Origin of the sequence: Maritimibacter dapengensis (genome assembly GCF_019218265.1) — a bacterium.
GTDB lineage: Bacteria > Pseudomonadota > Alphaproteobacteria > Rhodobacterales > Rhodobacteraceae > Maritimibacter > Maritimibacter dapengensis.
The window spans coordinates 91,319-118,056 of record NZ_JAHUZE010000002.1 but is presented as its reverse complement, the minus strand read 5'-3'; the positions used below and the strand labels follow the sequence as shown (position 1 = coordinate 118,056).

Genomic DNA, 26,738 nt, shown 5'->3' with positions numbered 1-26,738 from the left:
GGTGTTCGCCCAATCAACGCCGGGTATCGCGCCTCGGCATCCGCCAGGGCCGGTGGTTCTTGCGGTCGCGCCGGGTCTGGCCATACACCAGCCCCGAAAAGATCGCCGTCCCCCCGACGATATTGCCCGCCAGCACTGGCAGGAAGAAGTCGAGGATCGCTGGCGCGACGGCAAGCTCGCCGATGACCATGAGATAGGCCATCTCAACCGAGCCTGCGACGATATGCGTGAAATCCCCCGCCGCGATCAGCCATGTAAACAGCATGATGATCGTCACCTGCGACGCCCGCGCTTCCGGCCGCATCCACGTGATGGCCGCCACCAGCACGCCCGCCGGAATGCCTTTGACAAACCCTTCCCAAGCGCCCATGCCCGTCGCATGTTCGGATAGCGACAGGATCGCGGGCACGAATTCCTCGTTGATCGCTCCCGAATAGGCGAAAAAGAGCGCGATCAGGAACGCCCCGATCACGTTCGCGCCCAGCACGACCGCCCAGAGCCGCGCCGTGCGGAACCAGGCCCGCCGGGAAAACTCTTCCAGGAGCGGCAGAACGGTGGTGAGCGTGTTTTCCGTGAAAAGCTGCATCCGGCTGACGATCACCACGATGAACCCCAGCGAATAGCCGAGGTTCTCGATCAGATACGCCCATGACGCCGCAGGCAGGTAGGTCCGCAGGATCGCCTCACCCAGAAGAGACAGGCTGATGACCACACCCGCAGAAATCCCCGACCACAAAAGCGACAGGGGCTCGCGCTCGAGCTCCTCCTCGCCTTCCCGCCGCACGACTTCGTACATCGTGAGTGCGGACAGGCTTGCCGCCTCGCGAATTTCCTCTTCCTTCTCGACGTTTTCTTCTTCAGTCACGCTCGGAGTCCTCGTTCTGTCCCACTCCTCTACGCGCGAAGGGCGGTTTTTGTTCACTCACCTTGATGAGTTGCGGTGCCGAGGTCGCGGCCCTAGGTGAATGGGACCAGCTGGAAAGGACGCGCGACATGTGGACGACGGATGATATGGGCAACCTTGCGGGACGCCGCTTTCTCGTGACCGGCACGAGCGGGCTGGCCGCCGCCATCATCGAGACGCTCGCGGCCCACGACGCGGATGTCATCGTCGCCGGTCGTTCGCCCGACCGGGCCATCGAACTCATTGCGGGCATCACCACGCGCCACCCGAAGGCGCGGCTGGCGCATATGACCGTCGACCTGTCCGATATGTCCTCCGTCCGGGCCTTCGTGGAGGCTGCGAACCGCGACCTCGATCATATCGACGTGCTCATCAACAACGCCGCCGTCATGGCCGAGTTGAAGCGCGCCGAGACCAAGGACGGGTTTGAAATGATGTTAGGCGTCAATCACCTCGCCCATTTCGCGCTCACCCTCGGACTTTTGCCGCTTTTGCGCAAAGGCACAGACCCACGCGTGGTCGCGCTGGCCTCCGGCGCACACAAATACGGCGAGTTCGACTTCGACGACCTGCAAAGCGAAAAGGCGTTCAAACCGATGGTCGCCTACGGCAAGACCAAACTCGCCTGCCTGATGTTCGCCAAGGAATTGCAGCGTCGTTCGGATGCGAATGGATGGGGCATCACCGCCGTCGCCTCGCACCCCGGCTTCGCCCGCACGCAAGGCGTCTATGACCGCCTTGCAACCATTCCCGTCTTTGGCTGGATCGCGGGCAAAACCGTCGTGCCGCTCCTGTCCCACGTCCCGGAAAAGGCCGCCGAAGGCACGCTTTTTGCCGCGACCTCGCCGGATGTGACAGGCGGCGGCTATTACGGCCCGCAGCAATGGGGCGGCCTCAAGGGCCGCGTTGGCCCGGCAGAAACCGCAGCCTATGCCGAGCGTGAAGATGTCGCCAGAAGGCTTTGGGAAGAAAGCGAAAAACTGACCGGCGTCAGCGTCTAGGCGCGAAGAATTCCTTCAGAAGATCTTCCGCCTCCCGCGCCGCCAACCCGTCGTAGACCTCGGGCACATGGTGGCATTGCGGATGCGAAAACACCCGCGCCCCATGCGCCGTGCCGCCCGATTTCGGGTCCGCCGCACCGTAATAAAGCCGCCGGATACGCGCGAAGCTGATCGTCGCCGCGCACATCGGGCACGGCTCCAGCGTCACGTAAAGGTCGTGTTCGATGAGCCTTTCCGACCCCAACGCCGCGCAAGCCGCCCGGATCGCCAGAACCTCCGCATGGGCTGTGGGATCGGCAAGCTCGCGTGTCCGGTTCCCGGCGCTTGCCACGACCTCGCCGCCCGGCGACACGACGACCGCGCCCACGGGAACCTCACCCCGCGCACCTGCCGCCCGCGCCTCGTCCAACGCCGTGTCCATATGTGTCCGAAAACCGACCATGTGCCTTCCATGCCTTGCCCCGCGCCGCTGGACAAGCCCGCACGCGCGCCCTAGAGCGGGATCATGTCCGACCAATCCAAGACACCGCCCGGCGACCGCATCGCCAAGGTCCTCTCCCGCGCAGGCGTCGCCTCGCGCCGCGAAGCGGAGCGTATGATCGAGGCGGGTCGTGTCGCGGTGAACGGAAAGCAGATCGACAGCCCCGCGCTCAACGTGACCGAGAAGGACGCGATCACGGTGGACGGCAAACCGGTGTCCGAACCCGAACCCCCGCGCCTCTGGCTCTATCACAAGCCCACCGGCCTCGTAACGACCGAGCGCGATGAGAAGGGCCGCGATACGGTTTTCGACAACCTGCCCGAGGACATGCCCCGCGTGATGAGCGTCGGACGCCTCGACATCGCCTCCGAAGGTCTTCTGCTCCTCACGAACGACGGCGAGATCAAGCGGCGGCTGGAACTCCCCTCGACCGGTTGGGTGCGCAAATACCGCGTCCGGGTCAAAGGCGCGCCTGACGAAAAACAGATCGCCCCCTTGCGCGACGGCGTCACCGTCGACGGCGAACGGTTTCAGGGCATGTCGGTCACGCTCGACCGGCAACAGGGCGCGAACGCATGGCTCACCGTCGGCCTGCGCGAAGGCAAGAACCGCGAAGTGCGCCGCGCGATGGAGGCGGTCGGCCTGTCCGTGAATCGCCTGATCCGCATCTCTTACGGCCCGTTCCAGCTTCGCGAATTGAAGGCGGGCGAGGTCGAAGAGGTCAAACCCCGCGTGGTGCGCGACCAGCTTGGCCTGTCCGGCGAAAAACCCAAACCCGCGCCGGTGAGGAGCCGCAAAGGCGGCAGACCGGGCAACGCGAAACGGCCCCGCCGCGGCTAGCACTGCGCGGAATCGGCAGAGAAAAGCCCCCAATCCGGATTCGTCCTAGCCGCGCGGCAGCATCATCCCTATATCTGTCAGTAACAGGTGAATTTTCCGGCTGAGGGGTGGTCCGTGTCCGGGTCCGGCTTGCAGAAATTGTCCTACTTCCTCCTCGTGGCGTTGATCCTATACGTCGCGCTCACGGGAGGTGCGTGATGGCACAGCGGTTCGGCGGAAAATACAGCCCCGACGCCTCCGAATCGTCGCAGACACCGGTGCCGAAAAGCCCGTTCGACGGCCAGACCCGCGCACGCGCCGGTGGCCGCGTCAACGCGCTCTTTCTCACGCCGCTCCCCTTCGCCTTCCGTGCTTTCTTTCAGGAACCGGTCGGCATGGCGATGTTTCTCGGCGCGACCGGGCTGATGCTTCTGGCCGCATGGCTCACCCGAGAAGGCGTGATCGCGCAGGAAGCCTATGACGCGCGCAAGATCGCCCGCCGCCCCGCCTGGCCACGCAAGACCATCGGCTCGATCCTGACCGCCGCCGGTCTCGGACTTGCCGGTTTCGCGGCGCATGGCGTGGCCGAAGCGGTGATTTTCGCGGTGCTCGGATTCGGCCTCCATATTTTCGCCTTCGGCCCGGACCCGATGAAAAACAAGGGCATGGAAGGCGTTGACGAGTTTCAGACCGACCGCGTCGCCCGCGCCGTCGGCGAAGCCGAGAAGATCCTCGCCGCAATGAAGGACGCCATCCTGCGCGCCAGGGACCGCGAGCTCGAACGCCGGGTCGACAGCTTTCAGGCCACCGCCCGCCACATGTTCCGCACGATCGAAAACGACCCCCGCGACCTCACCGCCGCGCGCAAGTATCTCACGGTCTATCTGATGGGTGCCCGTGACGCGACGGCCAAGTTCGCCGACATCTACGCGCGCAACCGCGACGCCGAGGCGCGGGCCGACTATGTCGCCCTCCTCGACGATCTGGAGACGAATTTTACCGCCCGCACACAGAAAATGCTGACCGACGACCAGAGCGATCTCAACGTCGAAATCGAAGTGCTTCGGGAAAGGCTGGCCCGCGAAGGCGTGGTCGCAAAATAAGGACTGGGACAGATGATGGACGACAAGACATTCAAAAAGGCCGAGACCGAAACCAAGGAGGTTCAGGACTTGTCAGCGGTGGTGCTCAAGGAGCCGTCCACGGCGCTTGTGGCGCTGGAAGAAGCCGACGAGACCCAGGGCGCCGCGATCCGCAAACGGATGGGCGAAATCGACATGGCGAACAGCCAGTCGATCATCGAATTCGGCTCGTCCGCACAGGCCGAATTGCAGGTCATCAGCCAGGAAATGCTCTCGGGCGTGCGCAACAAGGACGTGGGACCGGCCGGCGACAGCCTGCGTTCGATCGTCACCACGATCCGCGGCTTCTCGGTCAACGAACTCGACATGCGCCGCAAGCGCACGTTCTGGGAACGCATCCTGGGCCGCGCCGCGCCTGCCGCCAAATTCGCCGCCCGGTATGAAAGCGTTCAGGGCCAGATCGACAAGATCACCGACAACCTGCTCCGGCACGAACATACGCTTCTCAAGGACGTGAAGTCGCTCGACAAGCTGTATGAGAAGACGCTCGAATTTTACGACGAACTCGCGCTCTACATCTCGGCAGGCGAAGCCAAGCTCAAGGAACTGGACGAAACGACCATTCCCGCAAAGGAAAAAGAGGTCGAGGGCGCGCCCGAGGATCAGGGCGTCATCAAGGCACAGGAATTGCGCGACCTGCGCGCGGCCCGCGACGATCTCGAACGCAGGGTCCATGACCTCAAGCTGACGCGGCAGGTCACGATGCAGTCGCTCCCCTCGATCCGGCTGGTACAGGAAAACGACAAGTCGCTCGTGACCAAGATCAACTCCACGCTCGTCAACACCGTGCCGCTCTGGGAAACCCAGCTCGCGCAGGCCGTCACGATCCAGCGGTCGTCCGAAGCCGCCGCTGCGGTGAAAGACGCCAACGACCTGACCAACGAGCTTCTGACATCGAATGCCGCCAATCTGCGCGAGGCCAACCGCCAGGTGCGCGAAGAAATGGAACGCGGCGTGTTCGACATCGAAGCGATCAAGACTGCCAATCAGGACCTGATCGCGACCATCGAGGAAAGCCTCCAGATCGCCGACGAGGGCAAGAAGAAACGCGCGGAAGCGGAAGAGGAACTCAAGAAGATGGAGACCGAACTCAAGGCAACGCTTGCCTCCGCCAAATCGCGCGGCACCGCAGACGGTCACGAACTCGGGGAGTCCCTTCCGAAGTGAGAAACTGGCGTGTGGGTCTGGCGGCGCTGTCCACGGCCGCTCTTCTTGCGGGATGCGACATGCCCGGAACCGGTGCCGTGGCGACCACACCGGCGCCCACGCCGCGTCCGGACGGAATGTCCGTCCCCGAGGCCGGTGGCCCGTCGCCGGAACTCGTGAGCTATTACGGACGGCTCCAGAACGGCCTTCTGGCGCAGGGTCTTCTGCGAACCGATGGCGGCGGGATCGACACGCCCTACACGAAACGCGATATCGTGCGAAACTTCCTGCGCATCGCGTTTTATGAGGAATACGCGGACGCAGGCGGCACGCTCGTCGCCCGGGAAAGCGCCTCGCAGCTTCACCGTTGGGCGAAGCCCGTGCGCCTGACGCTTGAATTCGGCCCCTCGATGGACCCCGTGAAACAAGCACGCGACAAGCATGAACTTGTTGGTTTCGCCAACCGTCTCTCGCGCGTCACGGGGCATCCGGTCTCGACCGGATCGCGTGGCAACTTCCATGTCTTCATCGTTAGCGAGGCCGAGCGTCGCGCGCTCGAGCCACGCTTGCGGCAGATCATGCCGAACATCTCGCGCACCGCGCTCAACACGGTAATCAATCTGCCGCAATCGACCTATTGCCTCGCCTTCGCGACCGATCCGCAGCAGGACGGCACCTACGATCAGGCGGTCGCGATCATCCGGGCCGAACACCCGGACCTGCTCCGCGCCTCCTGCATTCAGGAGGAAATCGCGCAAGGTATGGGCCTCTCCAACGACTACCCGCTGGCCCGCCCCTCGATCTTCAACGACGACGAGGAATTCGGCTTCCTCACCACGCATGACGAAATTCTGCTAAAAATGCTTTACGACGACCGCCTGCGCCCCGGCATGTCAGAGGCCGAAGCCCGCCCGATCGTAGAGGCGATCGCGCAGGATCTCATGGGCGGCGGGGTGTGACCGGCAAGGTTTCGTCTGACACGGAGGCGCCACAGGTTTTCAACCTTGAACCGCGTCGTTGGTTGAGTGGCGCAACCTTTGCCCTGTGGTTTTTCTGGTATTCTTTGGCTCCCCTTGGAACGCTATCCGAAAGCCCCGCCGATCTAATCCGCGCCGCAACCTACGCGCCACTCTGGATTCCCGGAAGTGCCATTCTTTTTCTTGCTTATTCATTGGTTTTTTGGACTGCCGCCTACAATCTGACTTACTCGCGCAAGGCACGCGCGGACGCGTGTATTAGACTGACGCGCGAGTATGTAGATTTCCCTGTGCTTTGGCTCGCCCCGAAGTTCAGAAAGCGAGTGCCTTATTCTGATATATCCGAATTCAAACTGACAAAGAACAATCGGTATAGCTGGCCTAGACGACACGCGCTGGTGCTGAAGCAGCGACGCTCGACGCGCTTCGGTTCGTATAAATGGCGCTGGGAATTTGGACACATTCTATGGGGCACCGACAATGTGAACCGAATGTACGAGGTGATCAGTAAACCGGTTGGCGCGGCGAAATCGGACGTGAGCGGCCGGACACTTTCCTCATCCCAGACCCATTAGCGACATCTCCGCAATCCCGGTTGGCCCCTTCCCGGCGCGGTGCTATCGTCACCCCAACCGATTGCAAAGAGGACCTGGGACATGGGCATTCTCGATTTTCTCACCGGCGAATTCATCGACGTCATTCACTGGACCGACGACACGCAGGACACGATGGTCTGGCGGTTCGAGCGGGAAGGGCACGAGATCAAGTATGGCGCTAAGCTGACCGTGCGCGAGGGTCAGGCGGCGGTGTTCGTCCATGAAGGCCAGTTGGCGGATGTGTTCACGCCCGGTCTTTACATGCTCGAAACCAACAACATGCCGATCCTGACCACGCTTCAGCATTGGGATCACGGCTTCAAATCGCCCTTCAAATCCGAGATCTACTTCGTCAACACGACCCGGTTCACCGACCTCAAATGGGGCACCAAGAACCCGATCATGTGCCGCGACCCGGAGTTCGGCCCGGTCCGCCTGCGTGCCTTTGGCACCTATTCCGTGCGCGTCTCGGACCCGTCCAAGTTCCTCGTCGAAATCGTCGGCACCGACGGCGAATTCACCATGGACGAGGTCAGCTTCCAGATCCGCAACATCATCGTGCAGGCGTTCTCGCGCGTCATCGCGGGCTCCGGCATCCCGGTGCTCGACATGGCCGCGAACACGATGGAACTGGGCAAGATGGTCGCCTCGGAAATATCGAAAATCGTGGCCGATTACGGTCTGTCGATCCCGGAATTCTACATCGAGAACATCTCGCTCCCCCCGGCGGTCGAAGAGGCGCTGGACAAACGCACTTCGCGCGGGCTGGCCGGCAATCTCGACGAGCATATGAAATGGTCCGCCGCCGAAGCTCTGCAAAAGGGCGGGGCCGCGTCCGAAGGCATGGGCGCCGGAATGGGCATGGGTATGGGCATGGCGATGTCCGGCATGGCCGCAGGCCCATGGGGACAAGCGCCCGCCGCCGCACAGCACGCCGCGCCGCCGCCACCTCCCCCCGCCGAGAAAGTCTGGCACATCGCCGAGGGCGGAGCGACGACCGGCCCCTTTTCCCGCGCCACGATGGGGCAGAAGGCAGGCACGGGCGAGGTGACGCGCGACACGCTGGTCTGGACCGCTGGTCAGGACGGGTGGACTCGCGCCGAAGACACCGAGCTTGCCACGCTCTTCACGGTGATGCCCCCGCCCCCGCCGGGCGCATAAGCCGTCTCGGAGGCCGACACAGAGAGGTCCCGGATCAAGTCCGGGACGTGCGTTTCTTGCTTCCAATGCCCCGGACCTGATCCGGGGCCTCCCTCAAGGTCATTCCAGCGCGCTCAGCATCATCGCGTCCCGGCAGGCATCGGGCGAAAACGTCACCGCGTCGTCGCGCACCGCCGGAAACGGCGTGCGCGGGGGCATCTGGCTTGCGATGAGGAGCTTGCCGTCGAGACACAGATCCTGAGCGTAATTCCCGATGTTGAACCCGAAGCCGCCCTCGCCGCAGCTCGTCCCCAACCCGTCCATGTTCCATTCCTGCGGCGTCGGGGTCGCCAGCGAATAGACCGCGAAGGCGCCCTGCCCCGGCAGGAACGTCAGCCGCCAATCGGTCTCGAGCGTCACCATGTCCAGCGCGAAGCGCCCGATCGCATCCCCATCCTGCCGCCCTTCGATCTCGAAACAGGCCAGATCGCCCTCGTAGATCACCGGTTCGGACATGAGGCTCTCGTCGAAGGCCAGCGCGCCGACCATCTCGAACCCGCTCGCCCCTTCCCACAGAAATCGAAAACCCACGTTCTCGGCGACGGCCGGAAGGGCGACGACGCTCAGAACAAGACCCATGATCGCGCGTATCAGCATGCCCCGACCCTAAGCCCGCGACGGAAAGTTGCAAATGCGCGATCCGCGCACGGTGATCGGTTCCCGACCCGCCTGCCCCATGCTACCACTTCCCCAAATCACCCGCGAGCCAGAGAGACCCCGTGACCGAAGTTATCCGCTCCGCCGATTGTGGCAACAGCCCAAAGAACGCCCGCGCCGAAGACATCGCGCTCGCGCTCATGGGCGTTGGCGACCTGCCAAGCGAACTCGTCGCCGAAGGCGTAACGTGGGAGCGTCCGGCGGGCGCGATCACCGGGCGCGACCGGGTGCTCGCCGCCATCGAGACCGGATTGACGCGGGTCGAAGTGGACCAGGTCGTCACCCACGGCAAGGCGGGCTCGGTCTCGGGCCGCCTCACCCGTGATGGCGAAACCCGGCTCTTCTGCCACGTGATCCGCTTCACCACCGCCACCCAGAAACAGATCGGCCAGCTCGTGAGCTTTGAGCATGCAGGATGACGCCAACCCCTTCGACGTGACCGCCCCCGAGGAAGAGCACCGCTTCCCCTGCGACCAATGCGGCGCAGACATGCGCTTCGACGCGCAGGCGGGCGAATTGAAATGCGACCATTGCGGCAATGTTGTCGAGATCGAAGGGCACGGCGGCCACGTCACCGCGATTCACGAACTCGACTTCCGCGCCGCCCTCGACGCGCAATTGCCCGAAGCCGAGATCGAGGAAACCCGCGTCGCCAAATGCCCCAATTGCGGTGCACAGGTGGAATTCGACGAACGCACCCATGCCGATGAATGCCCGTTCTGCGCAACACCCGTCGTGACCGACACCGGCACACACCGGCACATCAAGCCCAAAGGCCTCCTCCCCTTCGCGGTCGAGGAAAGCGCGGCGCGGGACGCCATGAACAAATGGCTGGGCCGGCTGTGGTTCGCCCCCAACGGCTTGCAGCAATATGCCCGCAAGGGGCGCAAAATGTCCGGCATCTACGTGCCCTACTGGACCTTCGACGCCGACACGAAATCGCGCTACCGGGGCGAGCGCGGCACGGTCTACTACGTCACCAAAACCGTGATGCGGGACGGAAAGCGCGTGCAGGTGCGCGAACAACGCGTGCGCTGGTCCCCGAAATCCGGTCGGGTCGCGCGGTTCTTCGACGACGTGCTCGTTCTCGCCTCCCGGTCCCTGCCCAAGCGCTTTACCGACGGGCTCGCCCCATGGGATCTCGCCGCGCTCGAACCCTATCGGCCCGAATACCTCGCGGGGTTCCGGGCCGAGGGCTATTCGGTCGAGCTTCCCGACGGCTATTCCGAGGCGCGTATGCATATGGATCAGGTGATTCTGCGCGACGTGAAGTTCGACATCGGCGGCGACCGCCAGAGGGTCCATTCCGTCGATACCAGCGTCAGCGACGTCACCTTCAAACACGTGCTGCTCCCGGTCTGGCTCGCCGCCTACAAATACCGGGGCAAGACCTACCGCTTCGTCGTCAACGGCCGCTCCGGCAAGGTGCAGGGCGAACGCCCTTGGTCGTGGATCAAGATCACCATCGCCGTCATCCTCGGCCTGATCGCCGCCGCCGTGGTCGGCTATATCGCGAGCCAAAGCCAATAACCTCACCCGCGCGGCGGTGCCGCCTCTTCGGCCCGCGAAGAAAGGGCCACGCCCTTGATGAGCGCCAGGAGAAACCATGTCGAAATACGAGACCCTGCTATCCATCCTCACCGCCCGCCACTCCTGCCGCGCCTTCACCGATGCCCGGGTGTCGCGCGCCGACATCGAGGCTATCCTGACCGCCGCCCAGCGCGTGCCGTCATGGTGCAACGCACAGCCATGGCAGGTCTCGGTGACCTCGGGGGACGAGACCGACGCCCTGCGTGATGCGCTGACCAAAGAGGCGATGGGCGGCAAGCCCGCGCCGGACCTGCCCTTTCCTGAAGGCTATTCGGGCGAACACCGGGACCGCCGCCGCACCTGCGGTTGGCAGCTTTACGAAGCGGTCGGCGTCGAAAAAGGCGACCGGATCGGCTCGGCACGCGAAATGATGAAGAACTACGCCTTCTTCGGCGCGCCCCATGTCGCCATGATCTCTTCGGGTCGGGAACTCGGCGCCTATGGCGCGCTCGACACCGGCGGCTTCGTCACCGCCTTCACCCTTGCCGCACAGGCACGCGGCATCGCCACCATCGCACAGGCCGCCCCGGCCGCCTTCTCGCCATTCCTGCACGACTGGTTCGGGCTGGGCGAGGATCGGCTCGCGCTCTGCGTCATCTCCTTCGGCTACAGCGATCCCGACCATCCCGCCAACAGCTTCCGCACGGCCCGCGCCCCTCTGGACGAATGGGTCGACTGGCGCGGGTGATGGACAAGCGCCGCCCGCCTCGCTACTCATGTGACCGCTAACATCCGAGGTCCAAATGATCCTGTGCTGCGGTGAATCCCTGATCGACATGCTGCCCCGTGAAACGGTCGCGGGCGAACCGGCCTTCGCGCCCTATCCCGGCGGGGCGGTGATGAACACGGCCATCGCGCTCGGGCGTCTCGGCGCGGCGTCCGGCTTCCTCTCGGGCATTTCCACCGACATGTTCGGCGCGATCCTGACCGATGCGCTTGCCGCGTCGAAGGTCGATACCGCGCTCGCCATCCGCTCGGACCGCCCTACCACGCTCGCCTTCGTCAAACTCACCGACGGCCACGCCCAATACGCGTTTTTCGATGAGAACACCGCTGGCCGGATGCTGACCGAAGCCGACCTGCCCGTGATCCCCGACGGCGCGGGTGCGATGTTCTTCGGTGGCATCTCTCTTCCCGTCGAACCCTGCGGCGCGGCATACGAGGCGCTCATGCTGCGCGAAGCGCCCGCCCGCGTGACCATGATCGACCCCAACATCCGCCCGGACTTCATCGAAGACGAAAACCGCTTCCGCGCCCGGATCGAGCGCATGATCGGCGCCGCCGACATCGTGAAAATCTCGGATGAAGACTTGGACTGGCTCGGCCTCGATGTCGCCGGGATGATCGCGCTCGGCGTGAAACTCGTCTGCCTGACCGAAGGCGCGAAAGGCGTGACCGGGCACACGAAGAACGGCGCGGTCTCGGTCCCCGCCCGCCGCGTCGTGGTCGAGGACACGGTCGGCGCGGGCGACACGTTCAACGCCGGGCTGCTGGCCGGTCTGGACCGCGCAGGCTGCCTGACGAAGAACGCCCTCGCGGCCCTGCCCGAAGACACGCTTCGCGACGCACTCGCGCTTGGTGCTGCTGCCGCTGCCGTCACCGTCTCGCGCGCCGGTGCGAACCCGCCGTGGGAGCACGAGTTATGAGAGCGCTACTGCAACGTGTGACCGAAGCGGCGGTGCGCGTCGATGGCGAGGTGGTGGGCGAGATCGATCCCGGCCTCCTCATCCTCGTCTGCGCCATGCGCGGCGATACCGAAGCGAATGCCGACAAGCTCGCCGCCAAGGTCGCCAAGTGCCGGATCTTCCATGACGACGCCGGCAAGATGAACCGCTCCGTCTCCGACATCGGCGGTGCGGTGCTGGTGGTGAGCCAGTTCACCCTCGCCGCGGATACGAGCGGCGGAAACCGTCCCGGCTTCTCCACCGCCGCCGCGCCCGAAGACGGCGAGCGGCTCTACGAATATTTCTCAGACCAGATGCGCGGCCACGGGCTGACTACCGCACAAGGCCGGTTCGGCGCGGACATGAAGGTGTCGCTCCTCAATGACGGGCCGGTGACGATCTGGATGGAGTTCTGAGCGGCAAGCACGCTTATTCCGCGGCGATCTTTCCGGCGCTCGTTTCGGGATGCAGCGCCACGAAGTGGCGCATGTAGTCGAGCGCTACGGTATCCGCTGTCGCCTGCGTCTTCACGAACACGCCCACGGTATCGCCCCAGAAATTGTCCTCGTGCCGCCGGGTCCGGATCAGCCGCTTCGCGCGTGGCTTGTTGGTCTTCTGGTAATGCTCGACATGCTCCTGCGACCAATCCGTGGTGGTTTCGACGCAGTCGAACCCGGCCCATTTCGCCATCGCGAACATGCCGTCCCGATAAAAGCGCCAGCAATCCTGCGGGTCGCGATGCTCCGGCCCGCGCGAGGGCACGACATGCACCATGATCCCACCGGGCTTCAGAACGCGGGACATCTCAAGGAAGGTGAGCCAGAAAAACTCGTTGTGTTCCAGCATGTTGCCTGAAATCACCGCATCATAGGACTCGTCGGCAAGATCGAACTTCCAGGGATCGTCGAGCACGATGTCCACGTTGAACGTGTCCTTCATGTCCATGCCATGATAGGTCCAGCCATGCGTCTCCCAAACATCGCGGAACCAGGCCCGTTTCTGCGCCGACCCGACGTCGAGCACGAGGCCCGGCTCGCGCTGTGCCACATGTCTGCGGAACGCGCGTTTCATCAGATTGATTGTCTCTTTGTGCATTTGGGTCGCCTGTCCCTTGATCTGCCCGGTGCCCCGGTTGTCCGGGGTCTTTAGCGGAGAATCGCAAATTAACTGCGTATGGGGAAGGGTTTTCTCACACCTTCCGCCCGGCGACATAAGTCGCGGCCACGGCCCGATCATCCCCCATCATGATGGTCGGGAACACCTGCTCCCAGATATCCTCGGCCCGCGCCGCACGTTGCGCGATCCCCGGTGTCGATGCCATGTCCAAGACCACGAGGTCCGCCTCGTATCCCGCCGACAGCGTCCCGATCCGGTCGCCGAGCCTCAGCGCCTCCGCCGACCCGCATGTGGCGAGCCACAAAAGCTGTGCAGGGTGAAGCGCGGTGCCATGCAACTGGCCCACGTCATAGGCCGCCGCCATGGTGCGCAGCATCGAGAAGGACGAACCACCCCCGGTGTCCGTCGCCAGCCCGATCCGCTGCCCCTCGGCCTTCAGCCCCGGCATGTCGAACAGCCCCGATCCGATGAAGGTGTTGGAGGTCGGGCAATGGATCAGGCTCGCGCCGACCTCCTTCAACCGCGCCCGCTCCCGCGCGGACAGGTGGATCGCGTGGCCCATCAACGCCCCCTCGCCCAGAAGCCCGAATCGGTCGTAGATGTCGGTGTAGTCCTTCGCCTCGGGGAATAGCCCCATGACCCAGTCGATTTCCTCGGTCTGCTCCGACAGATGCGTCTGCATCAGGCACTCCGGGTGCTCGCCCCACAGCGCGCCCAGCGCCTCGAGCTGCTCCGGCGTCGAGGTGGGCGCGAAACGCGGCGTCACCACATAGCCGAGCCGATCGACCCCGTGCCATGCCTCCAGAAGTGCCTTGCTGTCGTCATAGGCCGATTGCGCACTGTCGCGCAGGTCGTCCGGCGCGTTTCGATCCATGCAGGTCTTCCCGCCCAACGCCCGCAGCCCGCGTTTCTGCGCCACGGTAAAATAGGCGTCCACGCTTTCGGGATGGATCGTGCAATAGCTCACGCTGGTGGTGGTGCCGTGTGACAGGGCGAGGTCGAAGAACCGCCCTGCGATCTCGTCGGCATAGGCCCGGTCCCCGAACCGCGCCTCCTCGGGAAATGTATAGCTGTTCAGCCAGTCGATCAGCCGCTTGCCCCAGCTCGCGATGATCCCGGTCTGGGGGTAATGCACATGCGCGTCGATGAAACCCGGCAGAATGAGCGCCTCGCCGTGATCCACCACCTTCGCCTCGCGATAGGATGCGCGCAGATCCTCCGCCGGCCCGACCTCGACGATCCGGCCCGTCGCCTCGTCCACGGCCACCGCACCGCGCCGTTCCCACCGCGCCGAAGCGGTCGGCTCCTCCACGAAGGGATCGGCCACGAAGGACAGGGTCTGACCCAGCAACAGTTTCATAAAGCACCCCTTTTTCGGTCACGTTACGAAGCCCCCCCTGAAACGTCCATCGCTTTCCCCCCTGTATCTCCCCGGCCCCTTCGCCTAATGTCGCCACGACGACAGGTGAGGGCGAGAATGGCGGAAGACCAGACAGCCGAAGAGATCATCGCCGAGGGCGATTATGTGCTGGACCGCGACACCGTCGCCCCGGTCCTCAACGCCGTGCGCGAAGGCGATTCCGACGCGCTCATCGCGGCGTTCGACCCGCTTCACCCCGCCGACATCGCCGACCTTCTGGAACAGGTGGACGACGACACCCGCGTTCGGATGGTCCAGCTTTACGGGCAGGAATTCGACGGCGACATCCTGTCCGAACTGGACGAAGGCGTGCGCGAAGAGGTCATCGCGGCGCTCCACCCCGAAGTGCTGGCCGAAGCGGTGCGCGATCTCGAATCCGACGACGTCGTCGACCTGATCGAGGACCTCGAGGACGAGCAGCAGAACCTGATCCTCGACGCGCTCGCGGTGTCCGACCGGGTCGCGGTCGAGCAATCGCTCTCCTACCCGGAGGAATCCGCAGGCCGCCTGATGCAGCGCGAGATGGTCGCGGCCCCCGAACATTGGGACGTGGGCCATGTCATCGACCACATGCGCGCCCATGACGATCTGCCGGGGCAATTCTACCACGTCATCCTCGTGGACCCCCGGATGCGGCCCACCGGCTACGTCACGCTGGGGCGCATCATGTCGGCGGCGCGGACGACCCCGATGCGCGACCTCGTCGAAGACAGCTTCCGCACCATCCCCGTCACGCAGGACGAGGAAGACGTGGCCTATGCCTTCAACCAGTATCACCTGATTTCCGCCCCCGTTGTGGACGAAGACGACCGGCTCGTCGGCGTCATCACCATCGACGACGCCATGGCGATCCTCGACGAGGAGCACGAAGAGGACATCCTGCGCCTTGCCGGTGTGGGCGAAGGCTCGCTCTCGGACCGCGTTGTGGAAACCGTGCGCGCGCGCCTTCCGTGGCTCGCGGTGAACCTCGTGACCGCCATCCTCGCTTCGCTGGTGATCGACCAGTTCGAAACCGTGATCGCGGGCTTCGTGGCACTGGCTGTCCTGATGCCCATCGTCGCCTCGATGGGCGGCAACGCGGGCACGCAGTCGCTTACCGTCGCCGTGCGCGCGCTGGCGACCAAGGACCTCACCTCGTCGAACCTCTGGCGCGTGATCCGACGCGAAGTCGCGGTCGGCTTCGTCAATGGCGCGATCTTCGCCATCGCGATGGGCGCGGTCGGTGCGCTCTGGTTCAGCACGCCGATGCTGGGCGTCGTCCTCGCCGCCGCCATGATCATCAACCTTGTCATCGCGGGGTTGGCGGGCGTCCTGGTCCCGGTCGTGCTCGACAAGCTGAAAATCGACCCGGCGCTGGCCTCAGGCGCCTTCGTGACCACCGTCACCGACGTGGTCGGCTTCTTCGCCTTCCTGGGCCTCGCGGCGGTGGTCCTGCTGTGACCAGCGATCTGACCCAACGAAAGAAAGACGCACGCGCGGCCGCCTTCGCCCGGCGGGCCCGCGCACATGGAACCGGGTTGGACCGGGCCGCGCAAAACCGATTGCGCGATTGGCTGGCCCCGTATCGTGGAAAGTCACTTTCGGGTTTCCTGCCGATCCGAACCGAGATCGACCCCGTGCCCATCATGTCCGAACTGGCCCGACATGGCCCTGTCTGCGTCCCGATCACCGGAAAAATCGGCGAACCGCTCCGGTTCGCGCGCTGGACACCGGGATGCGACATGATCGAGGGAAAGTTCGGCACGCTCTCGCCCGCGACGCCGGACTGGGTCGTGCCGGAGGTCCTGATCGTGCCGCTTCTGGCCTTCGACTCCGAGGGAAACAGGCTGGGATACGGGGGCGGGTTCTACGACCGCACGCTTGAGGCGCTCCGCGCGCAGCGGCCGACCCTCGCCGTCGGGTATGCCTATGACGCGCAGCGTGTCGACAGTCTGCCGTTAGAAGCAACCGACCAACCGCTCGACGCGATCGTCACCGAGACCCGGACATACACGTTCCCTAAACCCGCCTGAGACACGTCTGCCGAAGTCCCGGATCAAGTCCGTGACGGGTGTGAGCCGCAGGGGGTCCATTCCATGCGCCATACGCCCCGGACCTGATCCGGGGCCTCGACACGCCGCCCATCAGCTCGACGCGAGGTCGGCCCCGGCACGCAGATTGCGCAGCTTCTTCCACGTCACGTCCGGGTCGATCTTGCCGTAACCCGCGAAGGTCCCGAACCCGCAATCCGTGCTCGCGATCACCCGATCTTCGCCCACGATGTCGATGAATTTCTGCAACCGCTGGCGCACAAGCTCCGGGTGCTCGACATAGTTGGAACAGGTGTCGATCACACCGGGGGCGAGCACCTTGTCCTCGGGAATGTCCGCATCGCGCCAGACCACCCATTCGTGTTCGTGGCAGGGGTTCGCGCTCTCGAACAGGATGGTCGACGGGTTCGCCGACAGCACCACGTCGATCACCTTTTCCAAAGGAATATCATGGTCATGCGGGCCTTCGTAGTTGCCCCAGCACAGGTGCATCCTCATCCGGTCTTTCGGCAGTCCTTCCGTCGCCGCGTTCAGCGCCTCGACATTGGCCGCCGCGACCTTCACGAACTCGTCCTGGCTCATGTCCTGATACCCGGTGTGGGCCGACATGGCGAGGTCCGGGCAATCGAACTGGATGTCGAATCCCGCGTCGAGAATGGCCTCGTATTCCGGGCGCATGGCCGCGGCAAGGTCGGCCAGGTAAGCCTCGTGGCTCGGATAGTATTTGTTCACCTGAAACGCCGTAATCAGGCCCGGTGACGCGGCATTCATGAAGGCGCGCGTGCCATTGCCCTCGGCCTCCAACGCGGCCTTGAACCGCCGGATATCCTCGAGCGCCGGTTGCAGATCGACGAGCTTCACCTCTCCGATACAAGAGGCGCGGGTGAACTCCTGGCTCCCCATGATCGCCGAAAGCTTCTTGGCGAGGTTCGGGTGGGCTGCAAGGTCCTTGGCCGGCTTGCGGTCGATATGCCCGCCGAACCCGCTCAGCCGCTCCTGCATGTAGGTCGAATAGCCGACCTTTCCCAACTCGCCATCCGACACGACGCTGACGCCGGCGTCCTTCTGATGGCGCACCGCTTCGTTTATTGCGGCCTGCACCACCTCTTCGAACGCCTTCGGGTCGTAATCCTCGCCCTTGTCCTTCGCGATCAGCAACGCCGACAATTGATCGCCGCGCGGCAGACTCCCGACATGGGTGGTCTCGATGGTCATGATGTTCTCCCCCTGCTCGTGGCTTCGGATGTCATCTGACCATCACACCGCGCGAATGACAATCGGCCTCTCACGCGTTGCGCGAACGCTGGGTTAAGGGCGCTGATCCGGGCGCGGTTGCCATACGTCTTCCATACGTGTTCCATACGTATTCCATACGTGCCCTGTTCGGCCCGCCGTCACAGATTGCCTTGGGGAACGCACCCTTAACCTTTCGCTCAGGTTGCGAGCGGTCTTGCCCTCTTCGCGCAGTCGCAATACTCACTAATCATGAAGATTTTGTTCCTCGGTGATGTGATGGGCCGCGCCGGACGGCAGGCCGTTTCCGAACACCTCCCCACGCTGCGCCGTGACTGGTCCCTCGATTTTGTGGTCGTCAATGGCGAAAACGCTACCAATGGTGCTGGTCTGACCGAAGAACATGCGAAGCTCCTGTTCGAAGCAGGCGCGGACGTGGTCACGCTGGGCGATCACGCGTTCGACCAGAAAGAGATGCTGTCCTACAGCCAGAAAGAGACCCGGATCATCCGCCCGCTCAATTTCGCCAAGGACGCCCCGGGCCGCGGCGCACGGGTGTTCGAGGACCAGCGCGGCCGCCGCATTCTCGTCGCACAGGTGCTCGGAAATGTCTTCATGAAACGCGCCTTCGAAGACCCGTTCGGCCATATAGAAAAGGCGCTTCAGCCGTTCAATCTCGGTGGCGCGGTGCAGGCCACGCTGGTTGATGTCCATTGCGAAGCCACCTCTGAGAAGATGGCGATGGGCCACTTCCTCGACGGCCGCGCGTCGCTCGTCGTCGGCACCCACACGCATGTCCCGACAGGCGACGCGATGATCCTGCCGGGCGGTACCGGATACCTTACCGATGCGGGCATGTGCGGCGACTACCATTCGGTCATCGGCATGGACAAAGCCGAGCCCCTGCGCCGTTTCGTGACCGGCATGGTCAAGGGCCGGTTCCAGCCCGCGAATACCGAAGCCACCCTGTCCGGGGTTTATGTCGAAACGGACGACGCCACCGGCAGGGCGACGCGGATCGAGATGGTGCGCCAGCGCGGACACCTCCAGAACACCGGACCTCAATAAGCTTGCCGAACGCCAGTAGGGCGGGCAAACTGTGCCGGATCGAGACAGGGCTACATGGACTTCATCGCGCTTTCCCCAACAACCGAAGCCATCGTCGCGCTTGCTGTCGTAGGCGTCATGTTCCTGTTTTTCCTGCGCGAATCCTTCCCGACCGAAGTCGTCGCAATCGGCGGCGTGGCGGTCATGCTGCTCTCGGGCATCCTGCCCTATGACGCGGCACTCGACGTGCTCGCAAACCCTGCGCCGTGGACCATCGCCTGCATGTTCATCGTCATGGGGGCGCTTGTGCGCACCGGGGCGCTCGACTGGTTCACCCAGATCGCGGATTCGCAGGCCGCCGCCCGCCCCATGTTTGCGCTCGCCGTGCTCATGGGCTTTGTCGTGCTGGCTTCGGCCTTCGTCTCGAACACACCCGTCGTGGTCGTGATGATCCCCGTCTTCGCCCAGCTCGCCCGGCGGCTCGACATTGCGGCATCCAAGCTCCTTATCCCCTTGTCCTACGGCGCGATCCTTGGCGGCACGTTGACCCTTATCGGCACATCCACGAACCTGCTCGTCGATGGTGTGGCACGGGTCAATGGCTTGGAACCCTTCACGATTTTCGAGATCACGCCCCTCGGCCTCGTGGTCGTCGCATGGGGCATGGCCTATCTCTACGTCGTCGCGCCACGCCTGCTGCCGGACCGATCCTCGATGGCGAGCCTGCTCACGGACCGGTCCCGCAAGAAATTCTTCACCGAGGCCGTGATACCCCCGGACTCCAACCTCATCGGGCGCGAAGTCACGGATGTGCAGCTCTTCAAACGCGAAGGTGTCCGCCTGATCGACGTGCTGCGCGGTGACGTGTCGCTGCGCCGCAACCTGACCGGGGTCAAATTGCAGGTCGGCGACCGCGTCGTGCTCCGCACCGCCATGACCGAACTGCTTTCGCTTCAGCGCAACAAGTCGCTCAAGCGCGTGGATCAGGTGTCGTCGGTCGAGACGACGACCGTGGAAGTGCTGATCTCCCCCGGCTGCAAGATGATCGGGCGCAAGCTCGGCCAATTGCGCCTGCGCCGTCGTTACGGTGTCTATCCGTTGGCGGTGCATCGGCGGAACCAGAATATCGGGCAACAGCTCGACAGCATCACCGTGCGCGTCGGCGACACGCTGCTTCTCGAAGGCGCGCCCGAGGATATTCAGCGGCTCGCATCGGACATGGACCTCGTCGATGTGGCCAAGCCCTCAGGTCGCGCGTTTCGCCGTGGGCACGCACCCATCGCGTTGGGAGCCATGGTCGGGATCGTCGCCATAGCGGGTCTTGGCCTGTCCCCGATCCTCGCCATCGCTGTCGTCGCAGTAGCCGTCGTGCTCCTCACCGGCGCCATCGACGCGGACGAGGCTTTTGCCCAGATCGACGGACGGCTTCTCGCACTGATCTTCGCAATGCTCGCCATCGGCGCCGCGCTCGACGCCTCGGGCGCCGTGTCGCTGATCGCCAATTCACTGGCGCCATGGATCGAAACGCTGCCGCCGTTCTTCATCGTCTGGGCGATTTACCTGCTGACCTCGGTTCTGACCGAGCTCGTGTCGAACAACGCCGTCGCGGTCGTCGTGACGCCCATCGCCATTGGCATCGCCACCGCCATCGGTTACGACCCCCGACCGCTCGTCGTCGCTGTCATGATCGCCGCATCGGCCAGTTTCGCGACCCCCATCGGGTATCAGACGAACATGCTGGTTTATGGTCCGGGCGGCTACAAGTTCACGGATTTCATGAAGGTCGGCATCCCGCTCAACATCACGACGGGCCTCATCGCCTCGGCGGTCATTCCGCTGATCTGGCCGCTCTGACCGGCGCTACTCGATCTTGACCTTGAAGCCCTTGGCGCGTGCTGCCCGCGCCTGCGCTTCGACCTGCCGCGCGGCGAAATCGTCCTGACCCACATGCATCCGACCGGGAAGCGCATAGCCCGGATCGAACGGGGCGCTTTCGCCGTATCCGAATGCGCTGTCCTGCACGAACACCCGCCCACGCATGCACGGCCAGATCTCCTGCCGCAGGAAAAGCTGGTCCTCGACGCGGGAGTTCAGGATCTTCTCGCGCGACTTGGCATAGGCGAGGATCTTCTTCCCCATCCCGCCCGGAATATTGCCGCGATGCGCGCCCCAAAGTCCTGCGAGCACGAGTTCCGAATGGGTCGGATAGTCGCGCATGACATGAAACGGCTGACCGGAGGCGAGCCAATCATGCACCGCCACGGCTTCGCGCACCGACGGCACGCTGTCGGCGTCGCGCACGAGATAAAGGTCCACGTCCGTGTCGTCCTCGACAAGAAACCGCCAGAACAGCCCATAGCGTTCCGCGGGCATGTTCGGCACCTTGCGCAATTGAGCGCCGTTCCGGGCAAGCTCGCGCTGGGTATCGGCCGGAACGCTGTCGTCCACGTAAAATCGCGGTGTCCAACCCGGATAGACGTGGCGCACCACGATGGCATTGCGCACGGCCCCTTCCAGATACCGCGCGCCGGCGCCATACAACGAATAGGCGATGATGTTGCGCTCGGGCGTCTCGGGGTCGAACGCGCGGACCGAAGGCTCTGGCCTGTCCTCGATCACCGGCGCTTCGGCATCTTTCAACTCCAGCGCGCGGTAGGACCACTTCCGGTTCGCCCCCATGTCCTTCTTCCGGGCAAAAAGTTCGGAAAGATAGCTCGCCCGCGTGACCTCTGTCAAAGGCGTGTCCGGGTCTGCGGCCACCTCGACCGCCTCGTCCAGACGCCCGGAGCGGCTCAGGGCCGATACGAGGTTCGAGGCGTTCTCGGCATTCGGTTCGGCATCGAAAACCCGCCGCGAAATGTCGGCGGCGCGCCCCGGCTCTCCCACGTTGAACCAATGCGCGGCGAGGATGCGTTGGGCCGGCAGATACCCGGCGTCCACGGTTTCGAGCCGCGCCACATCCTCCGGCGACAGCTTCAGATGCCCCCGCCCGGTGATCTCGTCTACGAGCCGTTTCGGATCGTCCATTGCCGCCTCACATCGGCCAGAACGTCAGGATCGCCGGGATCGAGACCGCGACGACGATCACCTCGAGCGGCAGGCCCATACGCCAGTAATCCCCGAACTTGTAACCCCCCGGGCCGAGGATCAGGGTGTTGTTCTTGTGCCCGATGGGCGTGAGGAAGGCGCAGGACGCTGCGACCGCGACGGCCATCAGGAACGGGTCGGGATTCTTGTCCAGTGCCTGTGCCATCTGAATACCCACCGGGGCGGCGACGATGGCCGTGGCGGTGTTGTTCAGCACGTCCGAGAGCGACATGGTCACCACCATCAGGAGCGTCAGCACCGCCCAGGCGGGAAGCCCCTGCGTGACGTTGACCAGTCCGGTTGCGATCAACTGCGTGCCGCCCGCGTCTTCCAGCGCCGCCCCGAGCGGGATCATCGAGCCGAGGAGCACGACCACGGGCCATTCGATGTGATCGTAGAGCTCTCCCAGCGGCACGATGCCCAGAAGCACGAACAGCACCACGACGATGCCAAGCGCGATGGGAAGGTAGAGCAGACCGAAGCTCGCGAGCGCCACGGCGGCGGCGAAAATGCCGATGGCGAGCCAGACCTTGTTTTCCTGTGTGACGGACAGGCCGCGCTCGGCCAAAGGCAGGCAGCCAAGCCATTCCGTCACGGCCGCCTCGCGACCGGATGGCACCAGAAGCAGCAGGATGTCGCCCGGTTTCACGCGGGTCTTGGCGATCTGTTCGCGGGATTTGCGGCCAGAGCGGCGGATGCCGAGAAGCACCGCGTTGCGCCGCCAGTTGAGCCCGATGGACTGCGCGGTCTTGCCCGCGATCCGGCTGTCGTCCGCCACGACGACTTCGATCTTGGACAGACCCGCGCCGTCGGCCCGAAGCCGGTCCTCGCGTTTCGTGTCCGCGAATTTGAGCGACATGGCCGCCCGGAATTCGTCCAGCGCATCCGGCGTGGCTTCCAGCACCAAAGTATCGTCTGCCTCGATCTTCGTCGTTCGCTGGGTGCCGTATTTGCGTTTGCCGTCGCGAATCAGGCCAAGGATCACGACGTCGTTCGACTCCGCCTCCTCGTAAAGTTCCTCGACCCGCTGACCGATGAGTTTCGATTCCTCAGGGACGACGAGTTCGGCGGTGTAGTCCGAGTAATCCTCCATCGGGTCGATCGCCGCCCCGCCCTCTTCGGCGCGCGGGATGAGCCGCCAGCCGACGAAGGCCACGAAGACAAGCCCGACCGCAGCCGTGATGACGCCGACCGGGGCGAAGTCGAACATGCGGAACGGTTCGCCGAGGTTCTCTCCACGGATCGAGGCGATGATGATGTTGGGAGGCGTGCCGATCAGGGTCGCCATTCCGCCGAGGATCGTCGCGAAGCTGAGCGGCATGAGGCTCAGCCCCGGCGCACGACCGGCTTTGCGCGCGGTCTGGATATCGACAGGCATGAGAAGTGCGAGCGCCGCGACGTTGTTCATGAAGGCCGACAGCACGCCGCCGATGGCGCCCATGATCGCGATATGCGCGCCGAGCTTTCGCGAACTGTCCACCAGCGTCCGGGTGATGAGAAACACCGCGCCGGAGCGCACCAGCCCGGCGGAAACAACCAATACAAGTGCCACGATGATCGTTGCAGGATGACCGAACCCGTCGAAGGCGTGGTTCGTGTCCACGACGCCCAGCACGACCCCGGCCATGAGCGCCCCGAAGGCCACGAGGTCATAGCGGAAACGGCCCCAGAGCAGGAGACCGAATACGCAGACAAAAAGCCCGAACAGGAGGATCTGATCCAGCGTCATGTCAAAGGCTTACCGCGTCCGGCAGGCGAGGTCACGCCAATAGAACGGGGATCAGCGAAGCGACGAGAAGGACCGCCATGGTCCAGTTGAAGATGCTCAGCCGGCGCGGGTTGGTCAGGATGCGGCGAAGCTCCTGCCCTGCCCTGATCCAGACGCTGGTCGAGAACATGGTGACGACGAAATAGCTTCCCGCGACAATGGCGATCGTCGTGGCGGCGTTGTCGGGGACGTAGATGGTAGCAGCCGAAAGCGCCATCGCCCAGGCTTTGGGATTGACCCATTGGAACGCGGCTGCTTGCAGGAAGGTCATTGGCTTTCCCGCTCCCGCCCCGCTTCCGGGCGCGGCGGCATGGGCGATCTTCCAGGCAAGCCACAGCAGATACACCGTCGCGGCGGCCATCAACACGATATCGAGGCGGGGGAACGCTTCGAAAACGACCGCGATGCCGAGCGCCATGAGGATCACCATGAACGCGAAGCCGACAGCGATGCCCAGTTGATGCGGCAGCGTGCGTCGATGCCCGAAGTTCGCGCCCGAGGCCATGACCATCAGGTTGTTGGGCCCCGGGGTGAGCGAGGCGGCCAGCATGAAGCCGACGAAGGCCATATAGAGATCGAACGTCATGGCGCAATATATGCATCTTTCACGCGCGGAATTGTTGTAATAATCGTTCAGGAACGCAAATCTGAGCAACTCATGATGGAAATTGACCATATAGACCGCAAAATATTGCGTGAGCTTCGGGCGGACGGGCGCATTGCCAACACGCGGCTTGCCGAGCGGGTCGGGCTGTCGCCCTCGGCCTGTCTGCGCCGGGTGCAGGCGCTCGAAGCGGCCGGCGTGATCGCAGGCTACCGCGCGGTGATCGACGCGGGCCGCACCGGCGTCGGTTTCGTCGCCTATCTCACGGTGGGACTGTCGGAGCACACGAAGGCGTCTCAGGCGCGGTTCGAACAGGCGATGATCGCAAGCCCCGAAGTACGCGAGTGCCACAACATCACCGGAACGGTCGAATACCTCCTGCGGGTCGAGGCTGCCGACCTCGCCGCCTACAAGGCATTTCACACGGATCGGTTGGGCACCGTGGACGGCGTGAACCAGATCGTGACGCATGTGGTCATGGGGTCGCCCAAGGACGAGCGGGCATAGCGCGGGAGGTCTTGCCCCGCCCCCGCTAGCTGCCATATAGAAGCGCGACCAACGGATACAGGCGGAGGCACAGATGGCTGGCCACTCAAAATGGGCGAATATTCAGCACCGCAAGGGGCGTCAGGATGCCGCCCGGTCCAAGCTCTTCTCGAAGCTGGCGAAGGAGATCACCGTCGCCGCCAAGATGGGCGACCCGGACCCGGACAAGAACCCGCGCCTGCGGCTTGCGGTGAAGGAAGCCAAGACGAGCTCGGTGCCGAAAGACGTGATCGACCGCGCGATCAAGAAATCGCAGGCGGGCGAAGGCGAGGATTACGAGGAAATCCGGTATGAGGGCTACGGCCCGAACGGCGTGGCGGTGATCGTCGAGGCGATGACCGACAACCGCAACCGCACGGCCTCCACCGTGCGCTCGACCTTTTCCAAAAACGGCGGCAACCTCGGCGAAACCGGATCGGTCGGGTTCATGTTCGACCGGATGGGCGAAGTCGTCTATCCGGCTTCGGTGGGAGACGCCGACACCGTCATGATGGCCGCGATCGAAGCGGGTGCGATGGATGTGGAAAGCTCGGAGGACGGGCATATCATCTACTGCGCCGACACCGACCTCAACGACGTGTCGAACGCGCTGGAAGCCGAGCTTGGCGAAAGTGAATCGACGAAGCTGATCTGGAAGCCGACGACGACGACCGAAATGGACCTCGAGTCGATGCAGAAGCTCATGAAGCTGATCGACGCGCTCGAGGACGACGATGACGTTCAGCGTGTGACGACCAATTTCGAAGCGTCCGACGATGTCATGGAGCAGCTCTGAGCTTATTGCAAAAGTGCAGGCGATGGGGGCCGAAAGGCCCCCTTTTTCGTTTCAAATGCAGGATTAATGCAACCGGCACCCTTGCGCTTCGCCCGCCACAGGGGTCGCTGCCAGCCTGGCGAGCGCTGCGCCTGCGCGTTCGGCATACGCCACGACACCCGGCGCATAGTCGGCCCGAACCATGAGGGTCGCCAGCATCATCGCATCGTCCCGGTCGCCCAGCAGCGCGGCCTGAACCATATGGGCGAGGCAGGCTTCATCGGCACCAAGGCAGTCGCAGCGGAGATGATGGCGCACCATGGGCCGACGCCCGAAATCCTGCCAGATCGCGCAGATACCGCCGATCGCCTCCAGCGCAGCCCGACCGCCGAACCGCCCCATGTCGCGCTCGAAATCCATACGAGCGGGCGAAGCCGGGGCTTCGTGCCAGAGCCGGAGACACAGCACAGCGCCAGCTTCGATCGCTCCGAGATCCATGAGCCGTCCGACCGCCGCACCGCCGCGTCGATCATCGAGTAGACTACCGTCCATGGCGGGCCTCACTTCGTCAGGATGAGCTTGCCGGCCTTTGTGATGCGCAGCGTGTAGAGGGCGTCGCCCAGCATGATTTTCGCCGTGCGCCCACCAAGCGTCAGTTCCTCGGCGTGGTGAAGGGGCGATGGGATTTCGCGCGCTTCGTGTGTATTTCTGACCATATTCATGCTCCGGCCTCCCCTTTCTTGGACAGCCAGTCGAGCCATTCCTCGATACCACGGCGGCGACCGAAACCGAGATCGGCGAACATGTCAGGGATGTCGTGGTCCCCGCGTTGATCCGTCTCGTTTGCATGTGCGCCCGTTTTCGGGGGCGTTCGATCCTGTCCGCGTGTCACGACCGGCTCCTGGCGTTTCAACTCACTCAACTTTCCTCTGGCGGGCCGTCGTTCGGGTGGCTGG

Annotated in this window: 30 protein-coding genes; 18 read left to right on the top strand and 12 right to left on the bottom strand. The window is 64.1% G+C overall.

From position 1 onward, the window contains the following. Positions 1-13 precede the first annotated feature (13 nt). The gene (locus KJP28_RS06880; RefSeq protein ID WP_336245311.1) at positions 14-865 is read right to left on the bottom strand and encodes a formate/nitrite transporter family protein; all 852 of its coding nucleotides are present in this window, start codon (positions 863-865) and stop codon (positions 14-16) included. A gap of 128 nt (positions 866-993) precedes the next feature. Here KJP28_RS06880 and KJP28_RS06875 point away from each other — a divergent pair, with 128 nt between their 5' ends. After that, positions 994-1,905 (top strand): SDR family NAD(P)-dependent oxidoreductase, encoded by a 912-nt coding sequence (locus KJP28_RS06875; protein ID WP_218391836.1) that lies wholly within the window; start codon positions 994-996, stop codon positions 1,903-1,905. On the opposite strand, the gene KJP28_RS06870 is transcribed toward KJP28_RS06875, so the two are convergent. Beyond that, on the bottom strand, positions 1,895-2,347 hold the full coding sequence (locus KJP28_RS06870) for a nucleoside deaminase (protein ID WP_218391835.1): 453 nt from the start codon (positions 2,345-2,347) through the stop codon (positions 1,895-1,897). The two genes, KJP28_RS06875 and KJP28_RS06870, sit on opposite strands and share 11 nt — an antisense overlap. A 63-nt stretch (positions 2,348-2,410) precedes the next feature. On the opposite strand from KJP28_RS06870, the gene KJP28_RS06865 reads away from it, so the two are divergent. The 6 genes from KJP28_RS06865 to KJP28_RS06840 all read left to right on the top strand — a co-directional run bounded on the left by KJP28_RS06865 (position 2,411) and on the right by KJP28_RS06840 (position 8,227). Further along, positions 2,411-3,226, top strand: coding sequence for a pseudouridine synthase (locus KJP28_RS06865; protein WP_218391834.1), 816 nt, complete (start codon positions 2,411-2,413; stop codon positions 3,224-3,226). Positions 3,227-3,423: 197 nt separating this feature from the next. Continuing rightward, positions 3,424-4,308 carry a 5-bromo-4-chloroindolyl phosphate hydrolysis family protein gene (locus tag KJP28_RS06860; RefSeq protein WP_218391833.1) on the top strand — a complete coding sequence of 295 codons (885 nt, stop codon included), beginning with the start codon at positions 3,424-3,426 and terminating at the stop codon, positions 4,306-4,308. Between the two features lie 15 nt (positions 4,309-4,323). Beyond that, positions 4,324-5,514, top strand: coding sequence for a toxic anion resistance protein (locus KJP28_RS06855; RefSeq protein WP_418887920.1), 1,191 nt, complete (start codon positions 4,324-4,326; stop codon positions 5,512-5,514). Between the two features lie 59 nt (positions 5,515-5,573). Continuing rightward, a complete protein-coding gene (locus tag KJP28_RS06850; RefSeq protein ID WP_218391831.1) occupies positions 5,574-6,452 on the top strand; it encodes a DUF2927 domain-containing protein in 879 nt (292 codons plus the stop codon). Further along, positions 6,449-7,045, top strand: coding sequence for a hypothetical protein (locus KJP28_RS06845; protein WP_218391830.1), 597 nt, complete (start codon positions 6,449-6,451; stop codon positions 7,043-7,045). Before KJP28_RS06850 ends, KJP28_RS06845 begins: the two co-directional genes overlap by 4 nt. A gap of 81 nt (positions 7,046-7,126) precedes the next feature. After that, positions 7,127-8,227: an SPFH domain-containing protein gene (locus KJP28_RS06840; protein WP_218391829.1), complete on the top strand. Its 1,101-nt coding sequence runs from the start codon at positions 7,127-7,129 to the stop codon at positions 8,225-8,227. A gap of 99 nt (positions 8,228-8,326) precedes the next feature. Here KJP28_RS06840 and KJP28_RS06835 read toward each other — a convergent pair whose 3' ends face one another. Then, the gene (locus KJP28_RS06835) at positions 8,327-8,863 is read right to left on the bottom strand and encodes a hypothetical protein (protein WP_255552263.1); all 537 of its coding nucleotides are present in this window, start codon (positions 8,861-8,863) and stop codon (positions 8,327-8,329) included. A gap of 122 nt (positions 8,864-8,985) precedes the next feature. Here KJP28_RS06835 and KJP28_RS06830 point away from each other — a divergent pair, with 122 nt between their 5' ends. From KJP28_RS06830 to dtd, 5 genes are all read left to right on the top strand, one after another. Next, positions 8,986-9,342: a nuclear transport factor 2 family protein gene (locus tag KJP28_RS06830; RefSeq protein WP_218391828.1), complete on the top strand. Its 357-nt coding sequence runs from the start codon at positions 8,986-8,988 to the stop codon at positions 9,340-9,342. After that, the gene (locus KJP28_RS06825) at positions 9,332-10,453 is read left to right on the top strand and encodes a TFIIB-type zinc ribbon-containing protein (protein WP_218391827.1); all 1,122 of its coding nucleotides are present in this window, start codon (positions 9,332-9,334) and stop codon (positions 10,451-10,453) included. Before KJP28_RS06830 ends, KJP28_RS06825 begins: the two co-directional genes overlap by 11 nt. A gap of 76 nt (positions 10,454-10,529) precedes the next feature. After that, positions 10,530-11,201: a nitroreductase family protein gene (locus tag KJP28_RS06820; protein WP_218391826.1), complete on the top strand. Its 672-nt coding sequence runs from the start codon at positions 10,530-10,532 to the stop codon at positions 11,199-11,201. A 55-nt stretch (positions 11,202-11,256) separates the two neighbouring features. Then, positions 11,257-12,159, top strand: coding sequence for a carbohydrate kinase family protein (locus KJP28_RS06815; protein WP_218391825.1), 903 nt, complete (start codon positions 11,257-11,259; stop codon positions 12,157-12,159). Next, a complete protein-coding gene (gene dtd, locus KJP28_RS06810) occupies positions 12,156-12,593 on the top strand; it encodes a D-aminoacyl-tRNA deacylase (protein WP_218391824.1) in 438 nt (145 codons plus the stop codon). Before KJP28_RS06815 ends, dtd begins: the two co-directional genes overlap by 4 nt. Positions 12,594-12,606: 13 nt before the next feature. Here the strand turns inward: dtd and KJP28_RS06805 are convergent, their stop codons facing one another. Together KJP28_RS06805 and guaD are read right to left on the bottom strand one after the other, a co-directional pair. Next, entirely contained in the window at positions 12,607-13,272 is a 666-nt protein-coding gene (locus KJP28_RS06805; RefSeq protein ID WP_218391823.1) for a methyltransferase domain-containing protein, read from the bottom strand. Positions 13,273-13,366: 94 nt separating this feature from the next. Beyond that, entirely contained in the window at positions 13,367-14,653 is a 1,287-nt protein-coding gene (gene guaD / locus KJP28_RS06800; RefSeq protein ID WP_218391822.1) for a guanine deaminase, read from the bottom strand. 117 nt (positions 14,654-14,770) lie between these two features. Between guaD and mgtE the strand changes: the two genes are divergently transcribed. Then, positions 14,771-16,153, top strand: a complete 1,383-nt coding sequence (gene mgtE / locus KJP28_RS06795; RefSeq protein WP_218391821.1) for a magnesium transporter — start codon at positions 14,771-14,773, stop codon at positions 16,151-16,153. Then, a complete protein-coding gene (locus tag KJP28_RS06790; RefSeq protein ID WP_218391820.1) occupies positions 16,150-16,725 on the top strand; it encodes a 5-formyltetrahydrofolate cyclo-ligase in 576 nt (191 codons plus the stop codon). Before mgtE ends, KJP28_RS06790 begins: the two co-directional genes overlap by 4 nt. A gap of 111 nt (positions 16,726-16,836) precedes the next feature. On the opposite strand, the gene KJP28_RS06785 is transcribed toward KJP28_RS06790, so the two are convergent. After that, entirely contained in the window at positions 16,837-17,958 is a 1,122-nt protein-coding gene (locus tag KJP28_RS06785) for a cobalamin-independent methionine synthase II family protein (protein ID WP_218391819.1), read from the bottom strand. A 270-nt stretch (positions 17,959-18,228) separates the two neighbouring features. On the opposite strand from KJP28_RS06785, the gene KJP28_RS06780 reads away from it, so the two are divergent. After that, positions 18,229-19,044, top strand: coding sequence for a TIGR00282 family metallophosphoesterase (locus KJP28_RS06780; RefSeq protein ID WP_218391818.1), 816 nt, complete (start codon positions 18,229-18,231; stop codon positions 19,042-19,044). Positions 19,045-19,098: 54 nt separating this feature from the next. After that, entirely contained in the window at positions 19,099-20,877 is a 1,779-nt protein-coding gene (locus KJP28_RS06775) for an SLC13 family permease (protein ID WP_218391817.1), read from the top strand. 6 nt (positions 20,878-20,883) lie between these two features. Here KJP28_RS06775 and KJP28_RS06770 read toward each other — a convergent pair whose 3' ends face one another. The 3 genes from KJP28_RS06770 to KJP28_RS06760 are packed head-to-tail and all read right to left on the bottom strand — an operon-like array spanning position 20,884 to position 24,464. Further along, entirely contained in the window at positions 20,884-22,050 is a 1,167-nt protein-coding gene (locus tag KJP28_RS06770; protein WP_218391816.1) for a hypothetical protein, read from the bottom strand. Positions 22,051-22,057: 7 nt separating this feature from the next. Beyond that, positions 22,058-23,839, bottom strand: coding sequence for an SLC13 family permease (locus tag KJP28_RS06765; protein WP_218391815.1), 1,782 nt, complete (start codon positions 23,837-23,839; stop codon positions 22,058-22,060). 31 nt (positions 23,840-23,870) lie between these two features. Then, the gene (locus KJP28_RS06760; RefSeq protein WP_218391814.1) at positions 23,871-24,464 is read right to left on the bottom strand and encodes a LysE family translocator; all 594 of its coding nucleotides are present in this window, start codon (positions 24,462-24,464) and stop codon (positions 23,871-23,873) included. Positions 24,465-24,536: 72 nt separating this feature from the next. Here KJP28_RS06760 and KJP28_RS06755 point away from each other — a divergent pair, with 72 nt between their 5' ends. Together KJP28_RS06755 and KJP28_RS06750 are read left to right on the top strand one after the other, a co-directional pair. After that, a complete protein-coding gene (locus tag KJP28_RS06755; protein ID WP_218391813.1) occupies positions 24,537-24,989 on the top strand; it encodes an Lrp/AsnC family transcriptional regulator in 453 nt (150 codons plus the stop codon). 73 nt (positions 24,990-25,062) lie between these two features. Further along, the gene (locus tag KJP28_RS06750; RefSeq protein WP_218391812.1) at positions 25,063-25,803 is read left to right on the top strand and encodes a YebC/PmpR family DNA-binding transcriptional regulator; all 741 of its coding nucleotides are present in this window, start codon (positions 25,063-25,065) and stop codon (positions 25,801-25,803) included. A 63-nt stretch (positions 25,804-25,866) separates the two neighbouring features. Here the strand turns inward: KJP28_RS06750 and KJP28_RS06745 are convergent, their stop codons facing one another. From KJP28_RS06745 to KJP28_RS06735, 3 genes are read right to left on the bottom strand one after another with little or no spacing between them, the layout of a single operon-like run. Further along, positions 25,867-26,334, bottom strand: a complete 468-nt coding sequence (locus KJP28_RS06745; protein WP_218391811.1) for a hypothetical protein — start codon at positions 26,332-26,334, stop codon at positions 25,867-25,869. Positions 26,335-26,342: 8 nt separating this feature from the next. After that, entirely contained in the window at positions 26,343-26,504 is a 162-nt protein-coding gene (gene hemP / locus KJP28_RS06740) for a hemin uptake protein HemP (RefSeq protein WP_218391810.1), read from the bottom strand. Further along, entirely contained in the window at positions 26,501-26,704 is a 204-nt protein-coding gene (locus KJP28_RS06735; protein ID WP_218391809.1) for a hypothetical protein, read from the bottom strand. Before KJP28_RS06735 ends, hemP begins: the two co-directional genes overlap by 4 nt. Positions 26,705-26,738: the final 34 nt, after the last annotated feature.

Excerpts from the sequence above, each read along its gene's own strand:
- KJP28_RS06770 (WP_218391816.1), bottom strand. The coding sequence starts at position 22,050 with ATGGACGATCCGAAACGGCTCGTAGACGAGATCACCGGGCGGGGGCAT.
- KJP28_RS06875 (WP_218391836.1), top strand. The coding sequence starts at position 994 with ATGTGGACGACGGATGATATGGGCAACCTTGCGGGACGCCGCTTTCTC.
- dtd (WP_218391824.1), top strand. The coding sequence starts at position 12,156 with ATGAGAGCGCTACTGCAACGTGTGACCGAAGCGGCGGTGCGCGTCGAT.
- KJP28_RS06750 (WP_218391812.1), top strand. The coding sequence starts at position 25,063 with ATGGCTGGCCACTCAAAATGGGCGAATATTCAGCACCGCAAGGGGCGT.
- KJP28_RS06760 (WP_218391814.1), bottom strand. The coding sequence starts at position 24,464 with ATGACGTTCGATCTCTATATGGCCTTCGTCGGCTTCATGCTGGCCGCC.
- KJP28_RS06870 (WP_218391835.1), bottom strand. The coding sequence starts at position 2,347 with ATGGTCGGTTTTCGGACACATATGGACACGGCGTTGGACGAGGCGCGG.
- KJP28_RS06860 (WP_218391833.1), top strand. The coding sequence starts at position 3,424 with ATGGCACAGCGGTTCGGCGGAAAATACAGCCCCGACGCCTCCGAATCG.
- KJP28_RS06815 (WP_218391825.1), top strand. The coding sequence starts at position 11,257 with ATGATCCTGTGCTGCGGTGAATCCCTGATCGACATGCTGCCCCGTGAA.
- mgtE (WP_218391821.1), top strand. The coding sequence starts at position 14,771 with ATGGCGGAAGACCAGACAGCCGAAGAGATCATCGCCGAGGGCGATTAT.
- KJP28_RS06835 (WP_255552263.1), bottom strand. The coding sequence starts at position 8,863 with ATGCTGATACGCGCGATCATGGGTCTTGTTCTGAGCGTCGTCGCCCTT.
- hemP (WP_218391810.1), bottom strand. The coding sequence starts at position 26,504 with ATGAATATGGTCAGAAATACACACGAAGCGCGCGAAATCCCATCGCCC.
- KJP28_RS06840 (WP_218391829.1), top strand. The coding sequence starts at position 7,127 with ATGGGCATTCTCGATTTTCTCACCGGCGAATTCATCGACGTCATTCAC.
- KJP28_RS06755 (WP_218391813.1), top strand. The coding sequence starts at position 24,537 with ATGATGGAAATTGACCATATAGACCGCAAAATATTGCGTGAGCTTCGG.
- KJP28_RS06745 (WP_218391811.1), bottom strand. The coding sequence starts at position 26,334 with ATGGACGGTAGTCTACTCGATGATCGACGCGGCGGTGCGGCGGTCGGA.
- KJP28_RS06785 (WP_218391819.1), bottom strand. The coding sequence starts at position 17,958 with ATGACCATCGAGACCACCCATGTCGGGAGTCTGCCGCGCGGCGATCAA.
- KJP28_RS06820 (WP_218391826.1), top strand. The coding sequence starts at position 10,530 with ATGTCGAAATACGAGACCCTGCTATCCATCCTCACCGCCCGCCACTCC.
- KJP28_RS06865 (WP_218391834.1), top strand. The coding sequence starts at position 2,411 with ATGTCCGACCAATCCAAGACACCGCCCGGCGACCGCATCGCCAAGGTC.
- KJP28_RS06765 (WP_218391815.1), bottom strand. The coding sequence starts at position 23,839 with ATGACGCTGGATCAGATCCTCCTGTTCGGGCTTTTTGTCTGCGTATTC.
- guaD (WP_218391822.1), bottom strand. The coding sequence starts at position 14,653 with ATGAAACTGTTGCTGGGTCAGACCCTGTCCTTCGTGGCCGATCCCTTC.
- KJP28_RS06855 (WP_418887920.1), top strand. The coding sequence starts at position 4,324 with ATGGACGACAAGACATTCAAAAAGGCCGAGACCGAAACCAAGGAGGTT.
- KJP28_RS06805 (WP_218391823.1), bottom strand. The coding sequence starts at position 13,272 with ATGCACAAAGAGACAATCAATCTGATGAAACGCGCGTTCCGCAGACAT.
- KJP28_RS06775 (WP_218391817.1), top strand. The coding sequence starts at position 19,099 with ATGGACTTCATCGCGCTTTCCCCAACAACCGAAGCCATCGTCGCGCTT.
- KJP28_RS06825 (WP_218391827.1), top strand. The coding sequence starts at position 9,332 with ATGCAGGATGACGCCAACCCCTTCGACGTGACCGCCCCCGAGGAAGAG.
- KJP28_RS06780 (WP_218391818.1), top strand. The coding sequence starts at position 18,229 with ATGAAGATTTTGTTCCTCGGTGATGTGATGGGCCGCGCCGGACGGCAG.
- KJP28_RS06850 (WP_218391831.1), top strand. The coding sequence starts at position 5,574 with ATGCCCGGAACCGGTGCCGTGGCGACCACACCGGCGCCCACGCCGCGT.